The organism is Halopseudomonas sp. SMJS2, assembly GCF_029866945.1.
Lineage (GTDB): Bacteria > Pseudomonadota > Gammaproteobacteria > Pseudomonadales > Pseudomonadaceae > Halopseudomonas > Halopseudomonas bauzanensis.
The window spans coordinates 3403422-3419368 of record NZ_CP123445.1 but is presented as its reverse complement, the minus strand read 5'-3'; the positions used below and the strand labels follow the sequence as shown (position 1 = coordinate 3419368).

Below are 15947 nucleotides of genomic sequence, written 5' to 3'. Positions count from 1 at the left end.
GTGCCCGCAGAAAAGTCTCAGAGATCGGCGAACTTGCGACCTTCTTTGGCCAATTTTTCCAGCAGCGGCGCTGGCTTCCACCAGGCGCCGAGCTGCTCGTGGAATTCGCAGATGCGAGCATAGACACGATCCAGACCGACGGCGTCAGCATAGAACATGGGGCCGCCCTGATGCGCCGGGAAGCCGTAGCCGTTGATGTAGATGACGTCGATATCGCTGGCGCGCTGGGCAACACCTTCTTCCAGGATCTTCGCCCCTTCGTTGATCAAGGCGTACATGGTGCGCTCGATGATGTAGTCATCGGACAGCTCGCGACGCTCGACGCCCTGCTCTTTGGAAGCGGCCGCCAAAATGGCCGGCAGCTCGGGGTTCGGCAGCGGGGTACGCGAACCCTTCTCATAGACATAGAAGCCCTTGCCGGTCTTCTGGCCGAGCATGCCAGCCTCGGCCATCTTGTCGAGGATGGTTGGCAGCTTGAATTCGGCGGGCAGGGTCTGGCGCTGACGGGTACGGATGGCCAGACCGATATCCAGACCGGACAGGTCGCGCATGGCGAACGCGCCCATGGCCATGCCGAATTTACGGAGCGCAGCGTCCACCTGTTCTGGTGTGGCGCCTTCTTCGAGCAGGAACTCGGATTCGCGACCGTACTGGAATACCATGCGGTTGCCGACGAAGCCGTCGCACACGCCCACGGGCACGGCCACTTTCTTCAACTTCTTGCCAATCGCCATGGCGGTGGCCAGCACTTCGTCGCTGGTCTTCTCGCCGCGCACCACTTCCAGCAGACGCATGACGTTGGCCGGGCTGAAGAAGTGCAGGCCGACGACGTCTTCGGGGCGCTTGGTGAACTGGGCGATCTGGTTCAAATCCAGTGAGGAGGTGTTGCTGGCCAGAATGGCGCCGGGCTTGCAGTTGGCATCCAGGGCTTCGAAGACCTTCTGCTTGACGCCCATTTCCTCGAATACCGCCTCGACCACCACGTCCACATCAGCCAGGTCGGCATAGTCGGTCACGCCGCTGATCAGGGTCATGCGCTTTTCGAGCGCCGCTTCAGTCAGGCTGCCGCGCTTGACGCTCATGCCGTAGGTATCGCGAGCACGCTGGATCGCCTTGTCCCGAGCGTCTTCGCTGATTTCCAGAATTTTCACCGGGATACCGGCATTGGCGAAGCACATGGCGATGCCGACACCCATGGTGCCGCCACCGATTACCGCGGCGGAGTTGAACTCACGCACCGGGGTGTCCTTCGGCAGGCCGTCAACCTTGGAGGCCAGACGCTCGGTGAAGAATGCATGCACCAGCGCAGCACGCTGCGGGGAGACCAGGCATTCAGCGAACAGCTCGCGCTCGCGCTTGAGACCTTCGGTCAGCGGCAGGGTAAAGGCGGCTTCGACGGCGGAGACGCAGCGCTGCGGGGAGAACAGGCCAGGCGCTTTCTTTTCCAGCTCGGCGCGCTTGGCAGCGACCAGCGCCGCATTGTCGACGCCTTCCAGCTTGTCGGTGCGCTCGCCGGTGCGGCGCGGACCCTTGCCATCGGCGATCAGCTTGTTGGCAAAGGCCAGGCCTGCGGCCAGCAGCTCGCCGTCGAACACTTCATCGACCACACCCAGCTGATTGGCTTCGGTAGCGCTGATCGGCGCGCCGCTGACGATCATGTCCAGAGCCTTCTCGACACCTACCACGCGGGGCAGACGCTGGGTGCCGCCGGCGCCGGGCAGCAGGCCCAGTTTGACTTCCGGCAGGCCGACCTTGGCGTCCTTGCGAGCGATGCGGTAATGGCAGCTCAGCGCCACTTCCAGACCACCACCCAGGGCGGTGCCATGGATCACGGCGACGCTCGGCTTGCTGCCGGCCTCGATGCCATTGACCACGTCAGGCAGGCTGGGCGACTGTGGCGGCTTGCCGAATTCCTTGATGTCGGCGCCGGCGATGAAGGTGTTGCCTTCACAGACCAGTACGATGGCCTTGACCTCAGGGTCGGCCTCAGCGGCCTTGAAGCTGTTCTCCAGCCCCTGACGCACTGCCACGCCCAGAGCGTTGACCGGCGGATTGTTGACTCTGACAACGGCAACGGCGCCTTGCCGCTCCAGTGTGACCACGTCCGACATGATGAATCTCCTGTGAGTCGATCAGATGCGTTTCATTGTGCGGAATAATGAAACCATGTTTCGCATGGCAAAATACAAAACTTGCAGAGCGTTGTCGATGCCCGTTGGAAAATGGTGCGACATAAGGCGCGTTGATGGTTATACGCCGAGGCGTTCAATATCCCGGGCGAGGATCGCCAACTGGTGCGCCAACTGGTTCTTCACTTTCTCTTCGGACACCAGGTAGGTCGGTGCACCGCAGGTCAATGCCATCAGCGTACCGTCCTGCAGATGCAAGGCCACGCCAGCGGCATTCACATTGCGATCCCAGTCACCGAGGGACAGGCAGAAACCATATTTTTCGTAGTCGCGGAAGGATTCTTCCAGCTGTTGTTTGAGCTCCGGCCAGGTGTCCGGATGGCGTTCGGCCAGGGAGCTCATCACGTGCCGGCGTTCCTCTTCCTTCATCGCGGCCAGGTAGGCACGACCGGCGGCGGTGGTAGCCAGCGGCAGACGCACACCGACATCCATGCGCAGCGACGTGATTTCGGCGGGACGGCAATTCTCCACATAGATCATCGACAGACGATCGCGGCAGGTCAGGCCCACGGAGGTGTTGGTGTTGCGCGCGAATTCATCGAGGTAGGGCTTGGCCAGCTGGCGTACCCGCAGGTTCGAGACATAGGCATAACCCAGCGCCAGCACACCGGAGTCCAATTGGTACTTCTCCAGCTGTGGCGAGTAGGCCAGATAGCCGAGCTTGGTCAGCGTATAGGTCATGCGCGACACAGTGGGTTTGGGTAGCCCGGTGATCCGGGAAATATCCTGGTTGCCCAGGACCACCGAGCCCTGACTGAAAGCGCGCAACACATCAAGCCCACGTGAGAGTGCCTCGACGAATTTGCGGTCCTTGGTTGGGTTGGGTGTTGCCTGATCGTCATTCATAAAGCATTCATACCTTGATGGAAGGGCATCCTTGCGTAGCGACCGCTGCCGCGCAGACGATGCCGGGCTACTCTTTTCATGCGGGCGGAACCAACGGAAATGTCCTGCACAGCAATTTTGTTTTGATTTGTACCGATGATTGCACAGCCGCGACAGATAGAATAGCATCTTTTGGTATTCTATTCCGCACTGCAAAATAATAGTCCAAAAAAGAGGTTCAGATGTCCACACCAGAATCCTGCGTTGTCGCCGGCCGGCTGGCCGAACTCGGTCATACCAATCTGTATGATCTGCTGAAGCAGGCGAGTCATGTTTACGGCGACAAGACCGCCTTCTCCTGCGGTGCGGATTCGGTCAATTTCACGGAGTTGCGAGACAAGTCGGACAGCTTTGCTCGCTACCTGCGCCATGAACTCGGATTGCAGCCCGGCGACCGCCTGGCCATCCAACTGCCCAACCTGCTGCAGTATGTGGTCACCATCTTCGGTGCGCTCAAGGCCGGTCTGGTCATCGTCAACACCAACCCCCAGTACACTGTGCCGGAAACCCGCCATCAGTTTACCGACTCCGGCGCCCGGGCAGTGGTGGTACTCGACAAGCTGGTGCCGCTGGTGCGGGCTGTGCAAGGCGAGACCGCCATCGAGCGATTGATTGTCACTAGCGTAGACGATTGGAGCAACCCCCAGGTAGCTAGCGACGAGGCCGACGTGACCCGCTTCATGGCGGCATTGACCAAGGGCAAGGCGCTGCCGGAAGTCGACCCGCAGCGCGGGCTGGAAGACCTCGCGGTGCTGCAGTACACCGGCGGCACCACCGGCGTGTCCAAGGGCGCCATGCTGACCCATAACAATCTGCTGTGCAACGTACTGCAGGCGGTCAGCATCCTCAGCCCCGGTGAGTTGGAATACGGTAACGAAGTTCGCGTCTCACCGCTGCCGCTGTACCATATCTTCGCCTTCACGGCGAACTGCCTAGCCTCGGTATTCACCGGCTTCAACAGCGTGCTGATCACCAACCCGCGTGACCTGGACAATATGATTGCTGATCTGCAGCGCCACCGCATCACGCTGCTGACCGGTATCAACTCCCTGTTCGTCTCCCTGATGGCGCACCCGCAATTCGACAGCATCGATTTCAGCCAGGTGAAGTGGGTCAACTCCGGTGGAGCCCCGCTGAACCTGGCGGTCGCCAAGCGCTGGTACGAGCGTACCGGCAGCGTCATCCGTGAAGGCTTCGGCATGACCGAGACCTCGCCGGTGGTAATTGCCGCTACCGCTACCACTCCTTATAAGGAAGGCTATATCGGTCAGGCAATCATCGATACCCAGCTGAAGATCGTCGACGATGCAGGTAACGAGTTGCCGACCGGCGAGCCGGGCGAACTGCTGGTGCGTGGACCGCAGGTAATGAAAGGCTATTGGCAGCGCCCTGAAGCCACCGCTGAAACCTTCACTGCCGACGGCTGGTTGAAAACCGGCGATATCGGCGTCATCGATGAGGATGGTTTCCTCAAGCTGGTCGATCGCAAGAAGGACATGATTCTGGTCTCGGGTTTCAACGTCTACCCCAATGACATCGAGGACGCGGTCATGCGCCACCCGGGCATCCGCGAGTGTGTAGCGGTGGGTATTCCTGATGAGCGCAAAGGCGAGGCCATCAAGCTCTATGTCAGCCTGCATGACCAGAACCTGACCGAAGCCGATATCGTTGCCCATTGCCGCGAACAGCTGACCGGCTACAAGGTGCCGAGCTTCGTCGAGATCCGTGACGATCTGCCCAAGTCCACTGTCGGTAAACTGCTGCGCCGGGTACTGCGTGATGAGGCGAGGGCAGAGGTAGCAGAGGTAAGTGCATGAGCCTGTCGCTGAGCATCGCCGATGGCGTGGCGGAGATCGCGCTCGACGATGGCAAGGTCAATGCACTGTCCGAACAGATGCTGGAAAGTCTGCTGGAGGCCATTGCCGAAGCCGCCAAGGCTGATGCTGCGCTGCTTATCTATGGCCGGGCCGGCTGTTTCAGTGGCGGCTACGATCGCAAGCTGATCGCCGCCGGTGGCCCAGCCTGCGATGCCATGCGCGCCGCGGGTGATCGCCTGACCCTGGCCCTGCTGGATTATCCGGCACCGGTGGTCATCGCCAGCACCGGCCATGCGATGGCCAAGGCAGCGTTCATGCTGCTGCTGGCTGACTATCGCATCGGTGCAGCAGGCGCGTTCAGTATCAGTCTGAATGAAGTGGCCATCGGCATGACCATGCCCGATGCCGCCATGCCCCAGGCCCGCGCGCGGCTGGCGCCGAGCTGGCTCAATCGCTGCGCCCTGCAGGCCCAGACACTGGACCCGGAGCAGGCGCTGGAAGCGGGTTTTTATGATGAACTGGCAACCGGCGGTGATCTGCTGGAGCGCGCCCGTGACAAGGCCCGGCAGTTGGCGGCGCTGCATCGCCAGGCCTACCGGGAAACCCGTCTGCTGCTCAATGCGCCATTAAGGGCGGAAGTGGTAGCGGCGCTGGCGGCGTCCTGATCCTTCGGTCGCCGGGCGGCACAGGCGTAGCGCAGGTGCGCTACACCCGGGAATCAGGTTTTGCGCCGCGGCTGACGGTGACGCTGCGGCCCGTCTTTCGGGTTGTCGAGCACCTGCTCGACAACCTGGGCTGACGCTAACAGCGAGCCAGCCCATCAAGGTCACTCCTTGAAATACACCGACTGGGTGCTGGTCAGCAGCAGCAGGCCATCTTCCGACCACAAATGGGCAACCTGATCCGCGTAGTTGTTATGCAGTCGCGAAGCCTGCGCGCGACCTAGCAGGAAACCGCTGCCTACCTTTTCCAACTCGTCGCTGGTGGCATGGAAATAGTGCGTCATGGACACGGTACCTGATGGCGTAAAACTCTTGCGCAACAGGAAGATGCGCGGGGCGAACACATCCCCCATCGCCGTCAGCGAAGTGAAATCCAGCGGCCGTTCCACCGCGTCGCGTACCCACAACAGCGATTCGGTATCGAGCGGCTGTCCTTCTGCGCGACCCATCAACGGAATACCGTGCACAAAGCGGAAATCGTATTGCTTGAACCAATTACGAATGCTGATATCCATGCGCTGCAGCGAGGCTGGTGCCGGCGCTGGTGGAGCGCTCAGTTGCTGCTCCGTCAGCGTGTCACGGCGAATGGCAAAAAAAGCCGTGGCACTGGTGACCACCTCGCCATTCTGTTTCTGCAGCAGTAACCAGTGTTGGGTCGAGCGGTTGGTGCGCAGTGGCGTGGCTTCCACCTCGAATTCGCCATCGCCTACCGGCCCGGCGAAGTTGACGGTCAGGGAGACCGGATCGCCCAGCCGCTGGGGATGTTGCAATACCGCCTGCAGCAGGGTAGCGGCAGTGGTCCCGCCAAACGGGCCGACCATATTCTGGAAGGCTTCGCTGGTCTTGCCCTGGTACAGATTGTCGGAGCGGGGTGTCAGGGCAATGGCCTGATCGAAGGCGTGGTTGTTGCTCATTAGTGATTATCCATTGGCAGGCTTGCTGAGTGCTCATCCTAGGCATGCAGGGAGAGGGCGGCAAGCTGATATGACGGCATGAATTCGCCGTCATACATGAGCTGCTTTTCGCTCCTGTAAATGCCGATTCAGCCGCGCCGGGCTTGGGTTGGCAGCTGCTCCCCGGTGGGAGCAGCTTCTGCAGCGGGTTACAGTTTTACGTTCATGGTGATGCGAGCGGTGAATACCTGCTGGTCCTGCTCATCAAATACGGTCACGGATACCAGCTTGTCACCGGCGGTGCTCCAGTCCACGTCGCTACCATCGGGGGCTGTCAGGCAGAGCCAGTACGCCGCCTACGGTCTATCGGGAAATGCTGGCGGAGGCCGCCTGGCGTTCAGTCAGCAACTGAACGGGTCTCCATTGGACACCCGCTCAATCGATCAGCCGCGCTGGTAGGTGCCGACCAGGCGGTTCATCGCCAGAGTGTGCGGCTCGACCTTGGCCAGCAGTTGCCACAGATCCAGGCCTGCTGACAGATCCGGCTCGGCATCCAGAGCCAGTACCCAGAAGTAGTATTTATGCTGACCATGGCCTTCCGGGGGCATCGGGCCGCCGTAGCCAGTCTTGCCGAAGTTATTCTGCCCCTGGGTGTAATCCCCACAGCCTTCGGCCAGGCTGGTGACCTCACCGGGAATGTTGTACAGCACCCAATGCACGAAGCCGTAGGTGCCGTTGGCGGAGACTAGCGGTGCGTCCGGGTCATGGCAGATCACTGCAAAGCTTTTGGTGCCGGCCGGCGCATTGCTCCAGCTCAGTGCCGGAGAGATATCTTCCCCTTCACCGGTATGCCGGGTGGGAATGGCGCCATCGGCAGTGAAGGCGCTGCTGGTCAGTTGCAGATCGAGATTCAAGGCAAAACCCATGGTGTTCTCCTTTTATATGCAGAGGTGGGCGATCACGGATCAGCGGATCAAGGTGCTCAGCAGCCAGAGGCCGAGCAGCAGCCAGATCACACCGGCAACGATCCGTTTCTTGATGAACGAGCTGACCCCAAGATAGATGAGAAAGAGTCCGAGCACGACAAAGGCGATGCTGAGGATACTGCTATCGATGCCCAGGGCGCGGGAAAAGCCATTGACGAAGGCGGTGCTGGCACCGCTGAGCATATCGAATACCCAGGCCAGGCCGTCGACTATCAACCTGACCAGGGTGCCGAAGGCCTGGCCCAGCCATTCGAAGGGGTTGGTATTTACATACATCGGAAAGCTTCCGGTTCGATGGGATCGATACCATAGCAGAGATCGGGACAAGGCCAGAAGTTCCAGCGCCGGTTTTCAATGCCGGATGCTTCCCTGTCCGCCAGGCTCCCCTCTCCCGCGAGGAGGGAGGGGAGCAGTGGAACTTACACCCGCTCGATTACTGCCGCCACGCCCTGACCCAGCCCGATACACAGGCTGACCAGCGCATAGCGCTTGCCGGTACGCTCCAGCTGACGCAGTGCAGTCAGGGTCAGACGTGCACCGGAGGCACCCAGTGGGTGACCGACGGCGATGGCGCCGCCGTTGGGGTTCAGGCGCGGATCATCGAAGGCGATGCCCAGCTGTTTGGCGCAGCCCAGTACCTGGGAGGCGAAGGCTTCGTTGATTTCGATCACGTCCATGTCGTCCAGTGTCAGGCCAGCACGGCTCAGCGCTTTCTTGCAGGCTTCAACCGGACCCAGACCCATGACCCGCGGCGCGACGCCGGAAACAGCACCGGCGAGAATGCGGGCGCGGGGCTTGATGCCGTACTTCTGGCCAATGGCTTCGCTGCCGATGATCAGCGCCGCGGCGCCGTCGTTTACGCCCGAGGCGTTACCGGCAGTGACCACGCCGCCCTCGGACAGCGGGCGCAGGCTGGACAATGCGGCCATGTCGCTGGATGGGCGCGGATGCTCGTCCTGATCGACCACCTTGTTCGGCTTCTTGCGGCCCTGGGGCACTTCGATGGGGTGGATTTCCTCGGCAAAGAAGCCTTCGGCACGGGCTTTCTCGTACAGGGCCTGGCTGCGAGCGGCGTAGGTGTCGGCTTCTTCGCGGGTAATACCCAGATCGGCGGCGACGTTATCGGCGGTCTGCGGCATGGTGTCATCACCGTACTGCTTCTCTACCTTGGGGTTGGGAAAGCGTGCGCCGATGGTGCTGTCGAAGGCACGGAACTCGCGGGCGTAGGGGCTTTCGCTCTTGGCGATGACGAAGGGCGCACGGCTCATGCTCTCGGCACCACCGGCAACAAACAGGTCACCCTCGCCAGCTTTGACGGCACGGGCGGCATCCAGGATGGCAGCCAGACCGGAGCCGCACAGGCGGTTTACGGTAACGCCAGCCACTTCCTGCGGCAGACCGGCCAACAGGCCGGCATGGCGCGCCAGGTTACGGGCATCTTCCCCGGCCTGGTTGGTATTGCCCATGACCACATCTTCGTAGTCCTGACCGTCGAAGGGGTTGCGGGCAACCACGGCGCGGATCACCTCGGCCAGCAGGTCGTCCGGGCGTACCGGGGCCAGCGCGCCGGCGTGGCGACCGAAGGGGGAACGCAAACCATCATAGATATAAGCAGTCATCGGATTACTCCTGGAAATCGGGGGTGGTCAGGGGCAGGTCAAGCTGAACGCGCCGGCGCAGCCAGGGGCTGGGACGATAGCGCGGCTCGCCATAGACCGCCTGCATGTTGTTCAGCACAGTCAGAATCGCCTGCTTGCCGTAGCGCTCGCCAAAGGCCAGCGGGCCTTGCGGATAGCCCAGGGCGAGTTGAATGGCGCGGTCCAGTGTATCGGGGGTGGCGATACCCTTCTGGGCAATCTCGGTTCCCAGATTCACCACACTGGCGATCAGCCGCTGGATAACGAAGCCGGGAGAGTCATTGATCACTTCCACCGGTACGCCATCGGCAGCCAGTGCCTGACGGGCCTGGGCAACCACATTGGCGTCCGCCGCGGGCTGGCGCATCAGAGTGCGACGCTTGTCCCAGTTGGCGAAGCTGTCCAGCGCCAGGGTACGGGCAGCGGGCAGTTGCTGGCGGGTCAGGGCAGCGGTGCAGTCTTCGCCCAGCGGGGTGACCAGGCAGATGGCTTCGGCGGAGGGCCGCTCGCCGTTTTCCAGCGTAGCGCCGGCGGTTTGCAGCACGGCGGCCACCTGGCTGCGCAGACCCTGGTCGTCGCTCTGCAACCAGAACGGCCGGTTGATCAGTACGGTTTCGGTAGCCGGCTCGGCCTGCTCGATCTTCTGCCCGCCTTCATAACGGTAGAAGCCCTGACCGGTCTTGCGGCCCAGCAGGCCGGCGGCGACGCGCTGACCGGCAATGAACGACGGTGTATAGCGCGGATCATGGTAGAACTGCTCGTACACCGACTCCATCACCGCGTGGGAGACATCCAGCCCGGTCAGGTCGAACAGCTCGAACGGTCCCATGCGAAAGCCCGGGCCGTCACGCAGGATGCGGTCGATCTGCTGGGGTGTGGCAACACCTTCGCTGAGCATGCGCAGGGCTTCGGTGCCGAAGGCGCGGCCGGCATGGTTGACCAGGAAGCCGGGGGTGTCCGGGGTGATCGCCGGGAAGTGACCGGCCTTATCCGCCAGCTCGACCAGCCCCTGAATGTAGCGCTCGTCAGTGCGTGAACCGCGTACCACCTCGACGATCTTCATCAGCGGCACGGGGTTGAAGAAATGGAAGCCGGCGACGCGCTCCGGACGCTGGCAACCAGCGGCGATACGGGTAACCGACAGGGAAGAGGTATTGGTCGCCAGCAGACAATCTTCGCTGACAATGGCTTCCAGGTCGGTGAACAGTTTCTGCTTCACTTCGAGGATTTCGACGATGGCCTCGATGACCAGGTCGCAGTCCTTGAGCTGCTCAAGTTGCGCGGCGGGCTGCATGCGCGTGTTGATCGCATCGAAATCCGCCTCGCTGAGCTTGCCCTTGGCGACCTGGCGCTGCAGCAGGTTGCGGTTGAAGCTGAGGGCATCTTCGATGGCTTCGGCGCGGGTATCGTACAGCAACACCTGTTGACCACTGCTGGCGAACAGCTGGGCGATACCACGGCCCATCGCGCCGGCACCGATAACACCAATCCGGTTGAACATACTCAGGCTCCTCAGTTACTCTGTTCCGCTATGCGGAACCGTATTTCGTTTAAAAGTGGGATGAGATTAAATCCTGCGCTCCTCGAGTGCAAGCCGGGCCGCCGTTATGACCACATATAAGGCGGCTATCACAGCGGTTACGTCCGGGTTGCGCCATGGCATACTGCTCAACCTTCAGACGCGCCGATGCGCTGCCGTGACATTCGCAATCAGGATCATCTATGAGTGAAGACCAGAATCTGACCGTACAGCGTACGGTGACCGGTTTTTTTCAGGAGTTGGGTGGTGAGCTGCTGGAATACAGCGACAACCGTGCGGTGGTAGGCCTGACCCTCGAAAAGCGACATCTGAACAACGCCAGCAATCTGCATGGTGGCATTACTGCCAGCCTGTTGGATATTGCCATGGGGCTGTGTGGCACCTATGCGGCCGATCCGGATGAGCGCCGGGTGGCTATCACCCTGTCGATGAACGTCAATTTCAGCGCCACCGCCGATGAGGGTGCGCGGGTGCGGGCGGTCGCTACCTGCCGCAAGGCCGGCCACAAGATCTTCATGGCCAGTTGTGATCTGCTCGATGCGAACGATAACCTGCTGGCCTTTGGTGAAGGTGTATTCAAGAAGGGTGCGCTGCGCAGAGACTTGCCATGAGCGCGCTGCTGTTGCCGCTGGGCGTCGGTCTGGAACTGATCGCGCTGGCCGGGCAGTGGCCGCAACTGAGCTGGTTCGCCGCCGCAGCGCTGGCAGGCTATTTCACCATTCACTTCCGGCGCCTGTTGCCCTATCCAAGGATTCTCGGGTTGCTCACCGTCGGCATGCTGCTGGCGGTGGCCGTGCTGGGGCAAGGCGATCAGGCTCTGTGGGGCCGATTGGCATCGTCGGGTGCCTATTACGCTAGCTTCCTCGGCGCGTTGGGGTTGATGCAGCTGCTGGCCAAGCGCTTGCCACACCTGCGCGAGCTGCACAAGGCGCTGCTGGCCGGGCCGGCGATCTGGCTGTATCCGCGCTACGTGCTGACGTCCGGCAGCATCGGCTCGATTCTCAACTTCGGCATGATGAGCTTGTTGTGCGGCACGCTCGATCAGCACCTGCGGCAATATTCTCTGAGTAATGAGCAGCGCCGTGAGGGGCTGCGTGCGGTCCTGGTTACCACCCTGCGCGGTTTTGCCCTGGTACCGCTGGTAGCGCCGACCAGTGTGACCATCGCCATGATCACACGGGAAATGCCGCAGCTGTCCTGGGCCACCATGGTGCCCTATGGCCTGCTAGCGGCGTTGCTGCTGTTGATGGTTGGCTGGCGTCGGGAGACCCGTGGGCTATTGCAGCTGCGGGAGAATATTGGTGACAGCAGTCGCGCCGCGGGCATGGGTGCGCTGTTGATGGGTAGTCTGCTTGGGCTGACTGCCATTGGGGTGCTGGCCTGGTTGACAGTGTTGACCCCCTCCCAGGCGGCGATGATCCTGATTCCGGTGGGTATTGCCTGCTACCTGTTGTGGTGCGAACGCTCGCCACGGCGAGTATTGAGTGAGATCAGTGACAATCTGATCACCATGCACAACGAGATGTTCATTTTCGGCTGCGCCGCGCTGATGGGCGGGGCGCTGGGGGCGATTGCGCCGCTGGAGGAGCTGGCGCTCTGGCTGGCCCAGGAGCCGAAATACAATATGCTGCTGGCCGTGGGCAGTCTGTTCGGCATCATCCTGCTGGCAATGGCTGGGGTGGCGCCGATCGTCTCCTTATCCCTGCTGGTCGGCCTGTTGGCCGAGCTGGCACGACTGGGCGTGCCGATCATGACCCCGGCATTGGGTTTGATGTGCGGCTTCTCGATTGCCATGATCTTCTCGCCGTTCGGCCCCTCGACGCTGATCCTGGCGCGTTACACCGGTGAGAATCCGCTGCGGGTGGCGTTCGTTTGGAATGGCCGCTTTGTCATCAGTGCATTGCCGCTGTTGTTGCTGTTATTGTTCATCGTCCATTGGCTGCAATCCTGACACCATGCCCGAATTACCCGAAGTCGAAACCACCCGCCGCGGTATTGCCCCCCATCTGGAGGGCCACCGCGTGACCCGGCTGATCGTCCGGGACCCACGTCTGCGCTGGCCGATTCCCGAGGATCTGGCGATCCAGGTCGAGAACCAGGCCTTCACCGCTGTGCGCCGGCGCGCCAAGTATCTGCTGATGGACATCGGCGGCGGCACGCTGATCAGTCATCTGGGCATGTCCGGCAACCTGCGGCTGGTGCCGGCCGAGACGCCAGTGCTCAAGCATGAGCATGTGGATATCGAGCTGGATTCCGGCCTGACGCTGCGCTACACCGACCCGCGTCGCTTCGGCGCCATGCTCTGGCAGCGCGCCGGTGAAGTCCATCCCTTGCTCGCTCGCCTCGGACCCGAGCCGCTGTCAGCTGAGTTCGACGGTGAGCGGCTGTATGAGTTGTCGCGTAAGCGCAGCATGGCGGTCAAGCCGTTCATCATGGATAACGCGGTGGTCGTGGGAGTGGGCAATATCTACGCCACCGAGGCGCTGTTCGCCGCTGGCATCGACCCGCGCCGCGAGGCCGGGCGTATCAGCCGTGCCCGCTATCAGGCGCTGGCCGAGGAGATCAAGAAAGTGCTGGCGCGGGCCATCGAGAGTGGCGGCACCACGCTGCGCGATTTCATCGGCGGCGATGGCAAGCCGGGCTATTTCAAACAGGAACTGTTCGTCTACGGACGTGCCGGGCAGCTGTGCAAGGTCTGCGGCACGACCTTGTCGGAGTGTCGGCTGGGCCAACGCAGCACGGTGTTCTGCCGACGCTGTCAGAGCTGAGCAGGGCCGTTTTGCCGACCGGGTTGGCAAATTTCAACGGCCGCATTCCGCAATAGCGCGAATATGCCTACAATGAAGTCGGTTGCAGGTTCCCGGGAAGGGGGCCGCACCACGACTTGAACGCCTATCGGGCCACAAACCAGGGATTACTATCATGCGCCTGTTACGTCACACCACCGCTCTGCTCGCCGGTCTGCTACTTGCCGGCAATGTCATGGCCACCGAAGCCAATTATGGCTACCAGGAACACGTCGAGAACCCCGGCATCTTCGCCATGGTCGGTGATCTGATCATCGCCCGGCCGATCGGGGCCGCCATCACGGCGGTCGGGGCCGCAGCCTTTGTCATCAGCCTGCCGTTCACCGCCCTGGCCGGTAACACCGCCGAAGCTGGGCAGGAACTGGTGGTGCGTCCCGGCAAGGAAACCTTCATGCGTTGCCTGGGTTGCACCAAGAGCGGCTATGGCCGCAAACAGCAGGATGAGAGCCTCTAACGAGGCACTCGCCTCGGGGCAATGCTGGTCGCGAGGCCACCAGGTGCCACGTGCAGATAATCTTCAAGGCGTGACGGGTAGGCTACAACACACGCTGGCTTCGCCTTCGCCGCGGGGATCGCTGGCGGCGCTGATCTCGTTGCGGCGCTTGTCCCACAACAGCGCCTGCATGTCGCCATAGTCTCGACCGACCGGCTTGATGCTGTGGCCCATGGCTTCCAGCGCTTTCTGCTGCTCAACAGTGAAGGTGTTGTCCTCGACCTGGATATGGTCCGGCAGATACTGATGATGGAAGCGCGGGCGGCTGACCCATTCCTGCACTGGCCGGCCATCCATCGCCTGCAGCGTGCCGAGCATTACCATGCTGATGATGCGACTGCCGCCGGGGGTGCCGAGTACCGCCAGTTGGTCCGCATTTTCCAGCATGGTCGGGGTCATGCTCGACAGTGGGCGCTTGCCCGGGGCGATGGCATTGGCCTCGCTGCCGGCCAGCCCGTAGCTATTGCTGCCGTCCGGGTCGGCGGCAAAGTCATCCATCTCGTTATTCAAGAGCACGCCGGTGCCCGGCACGGTGAAGGCTGCGCCGAAGGGCAGGTTGACGCTCAGGGTCGCGGCCACCGCATTGCCCTGACGGTCGATCAGCGAGAAGTGGGTGGTATTGGTGCCTTCCTGAATGCCCTTGGGCTCACCCAGCTCGAGACTAGGCGTGGCGCGCTCGGGATCGATGCCGGTTGCCAGTTGGCGGGCATGTGCCGGTGACAGCAGCCGCTCGGTCGGTACGCTGACAAAATCGCTGTCACCCAGCAGCAGGGCGCGGTCGCGATAGGTGCGTCGCATCAATTCGACCAGATTGTGGGTCCATTGAACGGAGCCGGGCGTGGCGGTGGGCAGATGGTCGAGGCCTTGCAGAATGCCGGCCAGGGTGATGCCGCCGGCCGAGGGTAGCGGTGCGCTGATTACCTCGAAACCGCGGCTGGTAAAGCGAACGGGCTGGCGCTCGATGACCCGGTAACTATCCAGATCGGTCTGTTGCCAGATACCGCCGGCGGCTTGCACGCCGGCAATCAACTGCTCGGCCACTGGCCCACTATAGAAACCGGCATGGCCCTGCGACGCCAGGGCGCGCAGGGTGGCTGCGAGCTCGGGTTGGCGGATCAGCGCGTCGGCGGCGGGAATATCATTGTCCTGCAGGAAGATGCGGGCGGTTTCGGCATCCTGTTGCATGGCCTTCAACCGGAAGCCGGCCAACTGCCGGTAGCTCGGGCCGGGAGCGAAGCCCTGCTCGGCGGCGGCAATCGCTGGCGCCAGACTCTGTTCCAGCGTCAATTGGCCATAGCGCTCGGCCAGATGGACCAAGGCTGCGGGCAGACCGGGAATCCCTGCGGCCAGCGGTCCATTGATTACCCGCTGCAACTGGCGATCATTTTCCTGATCCAGGTACATGTCGCGGTTGGCCGCCTGGGGCGCGGTTTCCCGGGCATCGAGAAACTGATAGCGGGGCCCGGTCTCGCTGGCCTCGCGCAGGAGGAAGAAGCCGCCACCACCGATACCGGAACCGTAGGGCTCGACCACCGCCAGCGTGGCGGCCACAGCGATGGCGGCATCGAAGGCGTTGCCGCCCTGGTCGAGAATCCGGTGACCGGCTTCGGTAGCGGTCGGGTGGGCGCTGGCTACTGCTTGCTGGTCGGGTGCAGGTGCTGCCTGAACCGCAAGGCTGAGCAGCAGCGGCAGGACCAGCAAGGATCGCAGCAGAGTCATTCGGCGCTGGTGAGCAGCTGATATTTTGCCATCAGTTGCTCTTTGCTTTCGACCCGGTTGGGGTCAAGGGGGATGCAGTCGACCGGGCAGACCTGCTGGCACTGGGGCTCGTCGAAATGGCCGACGCATTCGGTGCACAGACCGGGGTCGATGACATAGATTTCCTCGCCCTGAGAGATGGCCCCGTTGGGGCACTCGGGTTCGCAGACGTCGCAATTGATGCAGTCGTCGGTAATGATCAGGGCCATCGGCTACTCCG

At 62.1% G+C, this 15947-nt stretch carries 15 protein-coding genes and 1 pseudogene; 6 read left to right on the top strand and 10 right to left on the bottom strand.

Annotated elements, in window-relative coordinates:
- Positions 1–17: 17 nt before the first annotated feature.
- Together QAO71_RS15990 and QAO71_RS15985 are read right to left on the bottom strand one after the other, a co-directional pair.
- Positions 18–2111, bottom strand: coding sequence for a 3-hydroxyacyl-CoA dehydrogenase NAD-binding domain-containing protein (locus tag QAO71_RS15990; RefSeq protein ID WP_074781323.1), 2094 nt, complete (start codon positions 2109–2111; stop codon positions 18–20).
- A gap of 138 nt (positions 2112–2249) precedes the next feature.
- Positions 2250–3035: an IclR family transcriptional regulator gene (locus tag QAO71_RS15985; RefSeq protein WP_036991920.1), complete on the bottom strand. Its 786-nt coding sequence runs from the start codon at positions 3033–3035 to the stop codon at positions 2250–2252.
- 221 nt (positions 3036–3256) lie between these two features.
- Here QAO71_RS15985 and QAO71_RS15980 point away from each other — a divergent pair, with 221 nt between their 5' ends.
- Positions 3257–4891, top strand: a complete 1635-nt coding sequence (locus QAO71_RS15980) for an AMP-binding protein (RefSeq protein WP_280164883.1) — start codon at positions 3257–3259, stop codon at positions 4889–4891.
- On the top strand, positions 4888–5556 hold the full coding sequence (locus QAO71_RS15975; RefSeq protein WP_074781325.1) for a crotonase/enoyl-CoA hydratase family protein: 669 nt from the start codon (positions 4888–4890) through the stop codon (positions 5554–5556). Before QAO71_RS15980 ends, QAO71_RS15975 begins: the two co-directional genes overlap by 4 nt.
- A gap of 161 nt (positions 5557–5717) precedes the next feature.
- Here QAO71_RS15975 and QAO71_RS15970 read toward each other — a convergent pair whose 3' ends face one another.
- From QAO71_RS15970 to QAO71_RS15945, 6 genes and pseudogenes are all read right to left on the bottom strand, one after another.
- A complete protein-coding gene (locus tag QAO71_RS15970; protein ID WP_036991924.1) occupies positions 5718–6527 on the bottom strand; it encodes a thioesterase family protein in 810 nt (269 codons plus the stop codon).
- Between the two features lie 188 nt (positions 6528–6715).
- Positions 6716–6832 (bottom strand): annotated as a pseudogene (locus tag QAO71_RS15965) (DUF4442 domain-containing protein); the annotation flags it as partial.
- Between the two features lie 117 nt (positions 6833–6949).
- Positions 6950–7432, bottom strand: coding sequence for a YbhB/YbcL family Raf kinase inhibitor-like protein (locus tag QAO71_RS15960; RefSeq protein WP_036991927.1), 483 nt, complete (start codon positions 7430–7432; stop codon positions 6950–6952).
- Positions 7433–7471: 39 nt separating this feature from the next.
- Entirely contained in the window at positions 7472–7768 is a 297-nt protein-coding gene (locus QAO71_RS15955; protein WP_036991929.1) for a hypothetical protein, read from the bottom strand.
- Positions 7769–7911: 143 nt separating this feature from the next.
- Positions 7912–9111 (bottom strand): 3-oxoadipyl-CoA thiolase, encoded by a 1200-nt coding sequence (locus tag QAO71_RS15950; protein ID WP_036991932.1) that lies wholly within the window; start codon positions 9109–9111, stop codon positions 7912–7914.
- A gap of 4 nt (positions 9112–9115) precedes the next feature.
- Positions 9116–10630, bottom strand: coding sequence for a 3-hydroxyacyl-CoA dehydrogenase (locus QAO71_RS15945; protein WP_280164882.1), 1515 nt, complete (start codon positions 10628–10630; stop codon positions 9116–9118).
- 221 nt (positions 10631–10851) lie between these two features.
- Between QAO71_RS15945 and QAO71_RS15940 the strand changes: the two genes are divergently transcribed.
- The 4 genes from QAO71_RS15940 to QAO71_RS15925 all read left to right on the top strand — a co-directional run bounded on the left by QAO71_RS15940 (position 10852) and on the right by QAO71_RS15925 (position 13930).
- Positions 10852–11280, top strand: coding sequence for a PaaI family thioesterase (locus QAO71_RS15940; protein WP_074781328.1), 429 nt, complete (start codon positions 10852–10854; stop codon positions 11278–11280).
- Entirely contained in the window at positions 11277–12620 is a 1344-nt protein-coding gene (locus tag QAO71_RS15935; RefSeq protein WP_280164881.1) for a hypothetical protein, read from the top strand. Before QAO71_RS15940 ends, QAO71_RS15935 begins: the two co-directional genes overlap by 4 nt.
- Before the next feature lie 4 nt (positions 12621–12624).
- Positions 12625–13437: a bifunctional DNA-formamidopyrimidine glycosylase/DNA-(apurinic or apyrimidinic site) lyase gene (gene mutM, locus QAO71_RS15930; protein ID WP_280164880.1), complete on the top strand. Its 813-nt coding sequence runs from the start codon at positions 12625–12627 to the stop codon at positions 13435–13437.
- Between the two features lie 154 nt (positions 13438–13591).
- Positions 13592–13930, top strand: a complete 339-nt coding sequence (locus QAO71_RS15925; RefSeq protein ID WP_036991941.1) for a hypothetical protein — start codon at positions 13592–13594, stop codon at positions 13928–13930.
- 63 nt (positions 13931–13993) lie between these two features.
- Here QAO71_RS15925 and ggt read toward each other — a convergent pair whose 3' ends face one another.
- On the bottom strand, positions 13994–15688 hold the full coding sequence (ggt, locus tag QAO71_RS15920) for a gamma-glutamyltransferase (RefSeq protein WP_280164879.1): 1695 nt from the start codon (positions 15686–15688) through the stop codon (positions 13994–13996).
- A complete protein-coding gene (locus QAO71_RS15915) occupies positions 15685–15936 on the bottom strand; it encodes a YfhL family 4Fe-4S dicluster ferredoxin (protein WP_036991944.1) in 252 nt (83 codons plus the stop codon). Before QAO71_RS15915 ends, ggt begins: the two co-directional genes overlap by 4 nt.
- Between the last annotated feature and the right edge of the window lie 11 nt (positions 15937–15947).